Here is a 10,296-nt window from a genome sequence, read left to right on the forward strand (position 1 = left end):
GTTTTTTCTTTTATTACCTAGCTGATTTCTTGTTGCAAATGAACAGAATTTAGAAATGAGGAGCATGTTTTATTGGTCGTTTTTTTGAATTCTCTGACAAACTTTATCTCGCTTTGCTAACAGTTCTTTATTGCTACTTCCCATTGCCTTTAATATTAATTGATTACAGGCTTTTTCGTTGGCGTTTACTTTTATGGTTGATGTGCTAGAGATGGATGCGACCATAGGTTTGTATTTCACAGCAGCGTTACAGTACATACGTTTATATTGAGCTTTTGTGTTATTAGGTTTTTTAAGTCTTGATAATTCGTTACAAATGTCTGAAAAAAGTGATTTGGCTTTGATAGTACATGAAGAAAACCTTATGGTGTTTTGCTGATAAGTAGCGCAAACGGAATCATCTTTAATGCGCCATAGTTGGTGCTGAAATGAAATTTTCTCATTTTTGTATTCAATGACTATTGGGGTAATATCTAAATTTACGCTTTCTCTGTAATGGCCATTTATATCGGTACTTAATGATAATAAATAAGCTGAAAGTAATGAGCTGATCGGTTCCATCCGAAATCCTTTTTAATTTTCTAAATAGTCCAATACTGATAGGCATTCATCTTCAGATAGTTTGCTGATTTTTTCAAGCAGCAATTCTTTAGGTGTTAGATTTCTTTTTAGTTGGCCACTGGCAATTTGCAATGCATCAGTCGCTTTTTGTACACCAGCTCTAATTGTATCACCAGATAAGTGAGCATAAGACTTGGCCGTTGTCGAAATATCAGAATGGCCTAGGCTTTTTGATATAGATAAAAGGTCAACACCTTCTAATGCTTGCCAGCTCGCTAATGTTTTTCGCATCGTATGCGGTGTGATTCGCTTAGTTGCATCGGTGCTATCTAAACCTGCTCGTTCTATTATTCTTTTCCAATAACCTGAAATATCACTTTTAGTTGATAAGTGGCCTGTTTTGTTACCTCGTTGTTTGGTGGCAAAAACATAAGGGGAATTATCAAAGTCTTGTTCGTGACTGATTAATCGTCTTTTAAGGATTTCTATTGCTGGCGTTGCTAACTGAGCATGGTAAACCGTTTTAGTTTTTGTTTTCGTATGTGGGATAGTCCATACACCGCGCTCAAGATCTAATTCGTCCCATTCCATACTATAAACATTGCCTTTACGTTGGCCTGTGTAAATTAGTATTTGAACAACATCTTGGTAAATTGGCTTCTCTTGATTTAATGAATCAAATAAAGCGGCAATTTCTATTTTGTTTAAAAATCGAGTTCTTGATTCGATGCGAACCTTAGATATACCAGAAAAAGGATTACTTTTAACTAGTTCATGGCTTTCGGCAAATTTAAACATAGCTCTTAATAGCGCAATAGAGGCGTTAAAAAGTCCAGCGGTTAACTTTGCCTTGATATCGTCAGTTATACGCAAGGCGATCGCGTGAGTTACTTCTTTAGCGCGATATTTACCAATGCGAGGTTTTACGTGTAGTTTCCATGTGCGACTAAAGTCTTCTAGCGATTTAAGTCTACGCTCACCCACTTTTATTCTAGCTCTGAAGTTTTCTTCATATTGTTCGTATAGATCAACAGTGGTTAAGTTTTGTAGCTGTTGCTCTCTTTTTTGTGAGGTTGGATTAATACCATTTTCAAGCAGTAGTATTTTCTCTCTAGCCTTTTTCCTCGCTTGTTCAATAGTATTGGCAGGAAATCGTCCCAAAGTAACCCTGACATATTTGCCATCAATCTTTTTAGCTACAGAGAATGATTTAACCCCAGAGGCCGTAACCCGTAAGGTTAGTTCAGGTATTTTAGTGTCTCGGTATTCTGCGCGGCCTTGTGTTGGAAGCGTGATTTTCTCTAATGAAGCAATTGTGAAGTTAAAGCGACTAGACATTTTTAATCCGTTATAAATGCTGGGGATACTCTGGGGATACTTTAAAGGTGTATTTCGGTCAATTTCGGTTAAATTGCATTAATACTAAAAATTAAAGAATCGCGCTGTAGCCCTTGTAAATTAATGTCCGTTAATCTTATCACATTATTTCAGGCAATAAAAAAGCCTTACCGAAGTAAGGCTTGAAATGCTCGCTGTGTGGTCTAGTAAACTAGCTTCTTTTTATTTATTTCTTTATTTTTATTATTGTTTTTCTTTAGCGCGGGACATTTATAGCAAACGCCTTTTCTTGGTGCAACAACTTTAATAGAGCATATATTCCACGAACTTTTTCGTATAAGCCGTGTTAAAACCGGCTGCTATCAAGCCGGTTTTTCAGTTCTGAAAGCATATCAAGTGCAAAGTTTAATTTTCAATCGGTTTACATTTTTTTAAAATAGGTAATTAAATGTAAAAAACTGTTACCTATCAAGTTGTAAGGTATTAATGGTTAAATTTTATAAAAATGGCTAAAAAATATATAATCTGGTGTACCACTTTCGTGGTTTTATAATCTCATGTCCTATTTCTTAAGGTCTTGGTGGCAAAACGTACAAATTTAATTTTAAAAAAAATTAAATTATTTTTAGTTAAATAGATATAGATAATGAATGTGCTGTTTTATTAAGCTAGAGCTATTTTGTTTTTTATAACATTGGTTGTCGTATTTTAGGTGATTTTCGCCATAGCTTTTTACTTAAGGGCATAAAATCACGGTTAATTTGTAAAATATTTCAATATGAATGCCATGAACGACCGTAGATTTGATTTGGGAGATAGATCAATAAAATTTGAAGTGTTAGAATGCGCGCATATTATAGCGGAGAAGACTTTTCATGACTGAATTAAAGAACGATACGTATTTACGTGCGCTATTGCGCCAGCCTGTTGATTACACACCTGTTTGGATGATGCGCCAAGCTGGACGTTATTTGCCTGAGTATCGTGAAGTGCGTAAAGGTGCTGGCGATTTTATGTCGGTTTGCCGTGACGCAGATTTAGCTTGTGAAGTTACTATTCAGCCATTACGTCGTTTTCCATTAGATGCTGCCATTTTATTTAGTGATATTTTAACGATTCCTGATGCTATGGGCTTAGGTCTATATTTTGAAACAGGTGAAGGGCCTAAATTTGAACGCCCAATAACGTGTAAAGCTGATATAGATAAAATTGGTATTCCAGATCCTGAAGGCGAATTGCAATACGTTATGAATGCAGTTCGTACTATTAAGAAAACGCTAAACGGTGATGTACCGCTTATTGGCTTTTCGGGTAGCCCTTGGACCCTTGCCACTTATATGATTGAAGGTGGCAGTTCAAAAGCTTTTACTAAGATCAAAAAAATGATGTTTGCAGAGCCACAAACTTTGCACTTGTTACTTGATAAGTTAGCCGACTCGGTAATTTTATATTTAAATGCCCAAATTGCTGCTGGTGCTCAATCGGTAATGGTATTTGATACTTGGGGTGGTGTTTTGTCACCTCGCGATTATAAAGAGTTTTCTTTGCAGTATATGGCTAAAATTGTTGATGGTTTAACTCGCCATAACGATGGTCGTAAAGTACCAGTAACATTATTCACCAAAAATGCTGGCATGTGGTTAGAAGATATAGCAGCTACAGGTTGTGATGCTGTAGGTCTTGATTGGACAATCGATATTGAAAATGCCAAAGCACGCATTGGTGATAAAGTTGCTTTGCAGGGCAATATGGACCCGTCAATGTTATACGCGCCATTGCCACGTATTGAACAAGAAGTATCGAAAATCTTAACAGGCTTTGGTGAAGGTGGCACAGGCCATGTATTTAACTTAGGCCATGGTATACACCCTGATGTAAACCCTGACCATGCCGGACACTTTATTGAGTCAGTGCATCGTTTGAGCAAGCCATATCACTTATAAGTTTTAACGCACATGAGGTATTAACTATCTCTGGTGTGTTTAAGCACAATGTATTGAATCAAAGGAGCTTTAGGCTCCTTTTTTTTGTGCTTAAATATTACGAAGACAAATTGCATTTATGAGCAGGGCTATTTTAGCCGATAGCGTTGCGCGGGTAACGAGCAAGCTTTTATAAGTTGTTATCCAGTAGAGGTTATTATTTTTAGATTAAGGTATGCTTAAAGCAGATATAGATTCTAAATGGACAATATGATGACGTACAAAAAAAACCTTTTATCTACCTTGGTGATCACTTTGTTACTTAGTGCTTGTGGCAGTAGTTCAAGCGAGAGTGAAACAGATAAAACAACAAAAGCTGATGAGCCGAAAGTAGAGAATAGTCAGGGAAATAGCCCTGAGCAAGCAGCGACTGAGCTTGTTGCTACGCCAGTTAAAAGTGGTGATAAAATAACAGGTCATGAGATGGAAGACTTAAAGCACAAATTAAAAGATGAATTTAGTGGCTGGCAACGCGGGCGTGTTCAGTTCTTAAATTTGGAAGGTGGCTTTTACGGTATTATTACCGACTCAGGTAAAAAAATATTACCGATGAATATGGCCAAAGAGTTTGCTCAAAATGGCGCGGTTGTTCGTATTAAAGGCAAAGTAAAAAATGTGATGACTATTCAACAATGGGGCACACCGTTTACGATTACCGAAATAGAACTTATAACACCAGGTACTAAAGGCAATAGTGCGGATATGTAATGCTAAGTAGGTTTTAGCAACAAGTTAGCGACAAATTAGCGGTAAAGTGAATAACGTTAAGGTTTTTCCGCTGTTGCTAACTTGAATTTGATACAGGTTTCGGTATTGTTTTTCTGTTATATCTTCAACAGTTAACTCACTAAGTAATGCCGACAATTGTGGTGTTGTGTTGCTGTGACCCACCACTAACGTGTTTTCTTTTTGTTTGAGTAACTGTTGTGCAAACTGGTTAAGGTTTGCGGGCGAATATTGCTTTATTGCCAGTTTTTGCTGTTTAGCAAAGGGGGCGGCTGTCGACATAGTTCGTTGGTAGGGCGTGCTGTATACATGCTTTATGTTTGTGTGTTCTAGCATACTGGCAATTTGCTTTGCTCTTAATTTTCCACAGCGTGTAAGTTTAGGATCGTCTTTTACCGCTTGCTTTTCTGCATGGCGAACTAAGTAAATACTAAAACTGTCTTGTGCAAGTGTCGGTAAAACAAAAAAGCACAGTGCGACCAATAAACTATATTTCATAAACTTTCCGTTTGGCTTTAATAAACACAATGTCGATAAAAGGGCAGCTTAGTAACTAATGCTGCCCGGTGTTATATTAAAACAGTCTGTTTAGCCCATTTAAGGCTGCTACCCTGAAAGCTTCTGCCATTGTTGGATAGTTAAAGGTAGTTTCCACAAAATACTCAATGGTATTGCCACCATTTTTTTGCTGCATAATGGCTTGACCGATATGAATGATCTCGGCTGCGTTTTCACCAAAACAATGAATACCTAATATTTCTTTGCTTTCACGATGAAAGAGTATTTTTAAAGAGCCAACTAAATTATTAGATATTTGTGCGCGGGCTAAATGCTTAAACTGCGCCCGACCCACTTCATAAGGTATTTTGGCTTCTGTTAGCTCTTGCTCGGTTTTACCGACAGAGCTAATTTCTGGAATAGTATAAATACCGGTAGGAATATCAACGGTAAGTTTAGCTTTACCATCGCCTTCTAACATTGCGCTGGCGCAAATTCGGCCTTGATCAAACGCGGCACTGGCTAAACTTGGATAACCAATAACGTCACCCACTGCAAAAATACCTTCAACTTCAGTTTGGTAAGCGTCGCTAACTTTTAATTGTCCTCGTCCATCTGCTTTTAAACCGGCATTTTCAAGTTTTAAGTCAGCGGTGTTACCGGTACGCCCATTGGCAAATAATAAACAGTCGGCGCGCATTTTTTTACCTGACTCTAAATGCACAATAACGCAGTCTTCATTAGTTTCTACGCGTTCAATTTGCTCACCGTGGCGAATAACTACGCCGTTGTTCCACAGGTGATAACTTAACGAGTCTGACATTTCGTCATCTAAAAAGGATAACAAGCGATCACGGGTATTGATCAAATCGACCTTGACCCCTAAGCCGCGAAAAATACAGGCATATTCACTACCAATAACACCAGCACCGTAAATAATGATTTGGCGCGGAGAATGTTCTAGCGACAATATGCTGTCGGAGTCATAAACCCTTGGGTGAGAAAAGTCGACATCGTCAGGTTGATAAGGGCGAGAGCCTGTGGCAATAACTATTTGTTTGGCGGTAATCGTATCGATTGTACCGTCTGTGCGTAATACTTGAATGGTATTTGCGTCAACAAACGAAGCTTCACCGTAATAATGCTCTACTTGGTTACGATTATAGAAGCCACTGCGTAAATTAACTTGCTTGCGAATAACCGCAGATGCATGGCCTAAAATATCTTGAAAGGTAAGTTGTTTAGCATTTTGACCGGCATTAAATAGCGGATTGGAGTTGTATTCAATAAGTCGGCTAACTGATTGGCGCAATGCTTTTGAAGGAATAGTGCCCCAATGCGTACAACCTCCGCCAACATGATGGTAGCGTTCAATAATAGCAACACGCTTATCTCGTTTAGCTAAGTTCATGGCAGCGCCTTCGCCACCAGGGCCTGTGCCTATTATGATGGCGTCGAAATCATAGCTTTTAGTAGAACTTTTGCTTTTCTTAGTCTCAGCTTTTGCTTGTTTACTCAACGGTTAACCCTTTAATTCCTGCTTCAATGGTAAAAATTTTAGCAGGAATTAAATCGAACGTAACTGTTTTTATGCTAGTTTTTCTACCATATTCTGCCAGCTTCGCTGTTGTTCAGCTAATCGTCGCTTAATTTCTTGGTATTGGGCCACGACATCTGAATTCTCGACATCTGCCATTAATTGATCACGCTTAGTGGCAATTAACGCTTTGCGTACAGCATAAAACTCGTTGATTTTATGGATAAGTTCATCATATTCATGCTGCAATCTTTCTAATAATTGCTCGGCGTCAGGGTGGGCTGCTAGCTTTTGCTGACTACGTAACAAGATCATCGATAAACGCGCTTTTTCGATTTTAACTTCAGGTGTTACGCGTAATTTCGAGGTTAGCTTTAAATGCTCACAACCTTTAATTAGCCACTTTGTTGGGTCAAAATGCCACCAACGAATACCATTACGATAGTCGTTTTCGAATATATGATGGTAGTTATGGTAGCCTTCACCAAAAGTAAAAAAGGCTAAAACGCCATTATCGCGTGCGGTATTTTTATCTGTGTAGGTTTGCTTGCCCCAGATATGTGCTAACGAGTTGATAAAAAACGTAGTGTGATGGCTTAGCACTAAACGTAAAAAGCCAAGTAACAACAAGCTGTTGATCATATCACCGTGCCATAAGCCGAATAAAATCGGTACGCCGAAGTTCATTAATATGGTCAGTAATAAATAGTGTTTATGCTGCCAAACAACAATAGCGTCTTTTTGCAAATCGCGAACGTTGTTGTAGTCATTATATTTAGCAGGTTGGTGATCTCTTAGCATCCAGCCGATGTGCGAGTGCCAAAAACCCATTTTTGCCGAATAGGGGTCAACATTATTTTTATCGACATGTTTGTGATGAATACGGTGATCTGAAGACCAATGTAAGGCGCTGTTCTGAAGCGCAAATGCACCACCTAAGGCGTAAATTAGTCTTAAAGACCAATGGGCTTGATAAGTTCTATGGGACCAAAGGCGATGATAACCCGCCGTGATTGACATGCCACAATAGATAAAGCAGATAATCGCGGCGGTAATTTCTGTGCCATCAAAGCCATGAGTAAACGCACGGTAAGGCACTGCGATTGCAGCAAATAAAAAGGTAATGCTAAATACAAATACATTTAACCAAATAATAGGTGGTTTTTTCATTAATTATCCATCTAGGGGCTAAGCACCGAAAATTATTTCGGTGTACACATGTACGCTATTCTATCTTTACTCGATGCTGAGTCAAGTGCTGATGATGAATTTTTCGAGATATTAACCGTTAATACTTTTGTCATCACAACGCGTTTAGCATCAATTTACTAGCATTGTTAACGATTTTAAGTATCATATCAGCCTAGTTTTAGGGTGAAATAAATATTAGGTGTATTGGCGATGAGCGGTATTCGAGCACTTCAAAAAGAAAAAACGCGTCGTCAATTAATTGATGCAGCTTTAGGGCAACTGAGTAGTGAACGAAGTTTTTCTAGCCTTAGTTTACGTGAAGTCGCCAAAGAAGCTGGTTTAGCGCCGACTTCTTTTTATCGCCATTTTTCAGATATGGACGAATTGGGTTTAACTTTAGTTGATGAAGCCGGTTTAACCTTACGCCAGTTAATGCGACAAGCTAGGCAGCGCATTGAAAAAGGTGGCTCTGTTATCCAAATTTCTGTCCGTACTTTTATGGAGTTTATTGAAAATAACGGCAATATATTTCGGCTGTTATTACGAGAACGTTCAGGCACATCACCAGCGTTTCGTGCGGCGGTTAATCGCGAAATTCGTTATTTTACTTTAGAGCTTTGCGACTACTTACAACAAGCTAATAAGCTTGATGCTGAAATTGCTTATTTGCAAGCCAATGCTGCCGTCACTATTGTTTTTAGCGCCGGCTCTGATGCTTTAGACTATGATAAAAAAGACTTAGCCCAATTAGCACAACGAACAATTAAACAATTGAGGTTTATTGCTCGTGGTGCATTTGAGTTTAGCGGCCGAAATGAAAGCCGTAACGAACTGCGCAGTAATAAAGCTAAAGGCGTGACAAAATAACGCCTGTTTCTACGTGATGGGTATAAGGGAATTGGTCGAATAGGGCAAAGTGCTCTATTTTATGAGTTTTAACCAGCTCTGTTAAATTATCACGCAGTGTTTCAGGGTTGCATGAAATATAAATAATGCGCTCAAAACGAGACACTAGCTCAACACTATCAGGATCAAGACCAGCTCGCGGCGGATCAACCAGCACGGTTTGGTAATTGTAGCTGGTTAAATCAAAGCCTTCTAAACGACGAAATACGCGTTCGCCGTTCATTGCCTGACTAAAGTCCTCACTCGCCATTCTTACAATATCAACATTGTCTAATTTGTTAGCGGCAATATTAATTTGTGCCGATTTTACTGACGTTTTTGATATTTCTGTGCCTAATACGCGATCAAAGTTTTGTGCTAAGGCGATACTAAAATTACCATTACCACAATAGAGTTCAATTAAATCGCCACCGAGGTTTTTAGTCGCTTTTTGGGCCCAAAGTAACATTTCTTCATTTACCTTGGCGTTGGGTTGAGTAAAGCTGTTTTCAACTTGTTGGTAATGAAACTTCTCGCCATTTACCGTTAAGGTTTCCATCACAAAGTCTTTGTCTAATACCACTTTTTGCTTACGCGCTCGGCCAATAATATCAACGGGCGCTATGGCAGATAAACGTGCTTTTAATTGTTGGGCTTGTTCAATCCATTGTTCGTCTAACTGCTTATGGTAAAGCAAGCTAATTAACACTTCACCACTGAGTGTTGATAGGAAATCAACTTGGAATAAGCGTTGGCGTAATACATCATTATGTTTTATGTCGGCTAGTAATGCGGTCATAAATTGGTTGATTAGCACACTAGCAACTGGGAAGTCTTCTACCTTGTATTTTTCTTTGGTCTCACTATTAAACATAATGTAGTAGAGATCATCACCTTCATGCCAAACTCGAAACTCAGCTCGTTGACGGTAATTTAAGGTAGGCGATGGATATATTTCAAATGTTGGCAAGTCAAATTGAGCGAAAGTGCTTGAAATACTTTGCTGTTTTTCGTCAAGCTGCTGTTGATAATTATCGGGATGAATATGGCTAAACATTGAAATACCTTGTTGAAAGTGGACATCGCTACCTGATGAGGCGGAGATTCTAGCGAGAGCCCAATTTTTGTCTACTAAATAATGGCTGTATTCTAGAAGAATTCGCTTTTTAAGCATAGCCCTTAGTCAAACAAAACGGTTTTATTCTCAAAAACCGAATGATATTTAGCCCAGAAGTGGTGTGGAATGTAATTTCGAATAAAGTAATAAATGAGTTTGTGCGAGTACTTGCAAGCAGGTGTTTGATACTAAGCTGTTTACATTAACGATGACTGACTTATCAGCAGATAAAATTTGTAGGTCGGTATTTATACCGTCATATTCACCCACCTAACACCTAACACCTAACACCTAACACCTAACACCTAACACCTAATATCTAACATCTAATATCTAATATCTAACATCTAACATCTAACATCTAATATCTAATATCTAATATCTAACATCTAACACTTAATACCTAACATCTAATAAGCACACCGTCATTAATCAGGTTAAAGCTAACGTTAATTAACTTT

General features: G+C 38.4%; 9 protein-coding genes. 3 read left to right on the plus strand and 6 right to left on the minus strand.

Going from position 1 to position 10,296, the window contains the following annotated elements:
• Positions 1–69: 69 nt before the first annotated feature.
• A complete protein-coding gene (locus A3Q33_RS10925) occupies positions 70–561 on the minus strand; it encodes a hypothetical protein (protein WP_081179964.1) in 492 nt (163 codons plus the stop codon).
• Positions 562–573: 12 nt separating this feature from the next.
• Complete coding sequence (locus A3Q33_RS10930) at positions 574–1,899, minus strand: tyrosine-type recombinase/integrase (RefSeq protein ID WP_081179965.1); 1,326 nt, start codon at positions 1,897–1,899, stop codon at positions 574–576.
• Between the two features lie 875 nt (positions 1,900–2,774).
• Here A3Q33_RS10930 and hemE point away from each other — a divergent pair.
• Entirely contained in the window at positions 2,775–3,842 is a 1,068-nt protein-coding gene (hemE, locus tag A3Q33_RS10935; protein ID WP_081179966.1) for a uroporphyrinogen decarboxylase, read from the plus strand.
• A gap of 252 nt (positions 3,843–4,094) precedes the next feature.
• Positions 4,095–4,589 carry a hypothetical protein gene (locus tag A3Q33_RS10940; RefSeq protein ID WP_155866756.1) on the plus strand — a complete coding sequence of 165 codons (495 nt, stop codon included), beginning with the start codon at positions 4,095–4,097 and terminating at the stop codon, positions 4,587–4,589.
• Positions 4,590–4,613: 24 nt separating this feature from the next.
• On the opposite strand, the gene A3Q33_RS10945 is transcribed toward A3Q33_RS10940, so the two are convergent.
• The 3 genes from A3Q33_RS10945 to A3Q33_RS10955 all read right to left on the minus strand — a co-directional run bounded on the left by A3Q33_RS10945 (position 4,614) and on the right by A3Q33_RS10955 (position 7,812).
• Complete coding sequence (locus A3Q33_RS10945; RefSeq protein ID WP_081179968.1) at positions 4,614–5,105, minus strand: SixA phosphatase family protein; 492 nt, start codon at positions 5,103–5,105, stop codon at positions 4,614–4,616.
• Positions 5,106–5,181: 76 nt separating this feature from the next.
• The gene (sthA, locus tag A3Q33_RS10950; protein WP_081179969.1) at positions 5,182–6,624 is read right to left on the minus strand and encodes a Si-specific NAD(P)(+) transhydrogenase; all 1,443 of its coding nucleotides are present in this window, start codon (positions 6,622–6,624) and stop codon (positions 5,182–5,184) included.
• 69 nt (positions 6,625–6,693) lie between these two features.
• On the minus strand, positions 6,694–7,812 hold the full coding sequence (locus A3Q33_RS10955) for a fatty acid desaturase (protein ID WP_081179970.1): 1,119 nt from the start codon (positions 7,810–7,812) through the stop codon (positions 6,694–6,696).
• Between the two features lie 231 nt (positions 7,813–8,043).
• On the opposite strand from A3Q33_RS10955, the gene fabR reads away from it, so the two are divergent.
• Positions 8,044–8,700 (plus strand): HTH-type transcriptional repressor FabR, encoded by a 657-nt coding sequence (gene fabR / locus A3Q33_RS10960; RefSeq protein WP_081179971.1) that lies wholly within the window; start codon positions 8,044–8,046, stop codon positions 8,698–8,700.
• Here the strand turns inward: fabR and trmA are convergent.
• Entirely contained in the window at positions 8,681–9,775 is a 1,095-nt protein-coding gene (trmA, locus tag A3Q33_RS10965) for a tRNA (uridine(54)-C5)-methyltransferase TrmA (RefSeq protein WP_081179972.1), read from the minus strand. The two genes, fabR and trmA, sit on opposite strands and share 20 nt — an antisense overlap.
• Between the last annotated feature and the right edge of the window lie 521 nt (positions 9,776–10,296).

Origin of the sequence: Colwellia sp. PAMC 21821, from assembly GCF_002077175.1 — a bacterium.
GTDB lineage: Bacteria > Pseudomonadota > Gammaproteobacteria > Enterobacterales > Alteromonadaceae > Cognaticolwellia.

Bases quoted from the DNA above. Each gene is read 5' to 3' on its own strand.
- A3Q33_RS10940 (WP_155866756.1), top strand. From the start codon at position 4,095: ATGACGTACAAAAAAAACCTTTTATCTACCTTGGTGATCACTTTGTTA.
- A3Q33_RS10945 (WP_081179968.1), bottom strand. From the start codon at position 5,105: ATGAAATATAGTTTATTGGTCGCACTGTGCTTTTTTGTTTTACCGACA.
- fabR (WP_081179971.1), top strand. From the start codon at position 8,044: ATGAGCGGTATTCGAGCACTTCAAAAAGAAAAAACGCGTCGTCAATTA.
- hemE (WP_081179966.1), top strand. From the start codon at position 2,775: ATGACTGAATTAAAGAACGATACGTATTTACGTGCGCTATTGCGCCAG.
- A3Q33_RS10930 (WP_081179965.1), bottom strand. From the start codon at position 1,899: ATGTCTAGTCGCTTTAACTTCACAATTGCTTCATTAGAGAAAATCACG.
- trmA (WP_081179972.1), bottom strand. From the start codon at position 9,775: ATGTTTAGCCATATTCATCCCGATAATTATCAACAGCAGCTTGACGAA.
- A3Q33_RS10925 (WP_081179964.1), bottom strand. From the start codon at position 561: ATGGAACCGATCAGCTCATTACTTTCAGCTTATTTATTATCATTAAGT.
- A3Q33_RS10955 (WP_081179970.1), bottom strand. From the start codon at position 7,812: ATGAAAAAACCACCTATTATTTGGTTAAATGTATTTGTATTTAGCATT.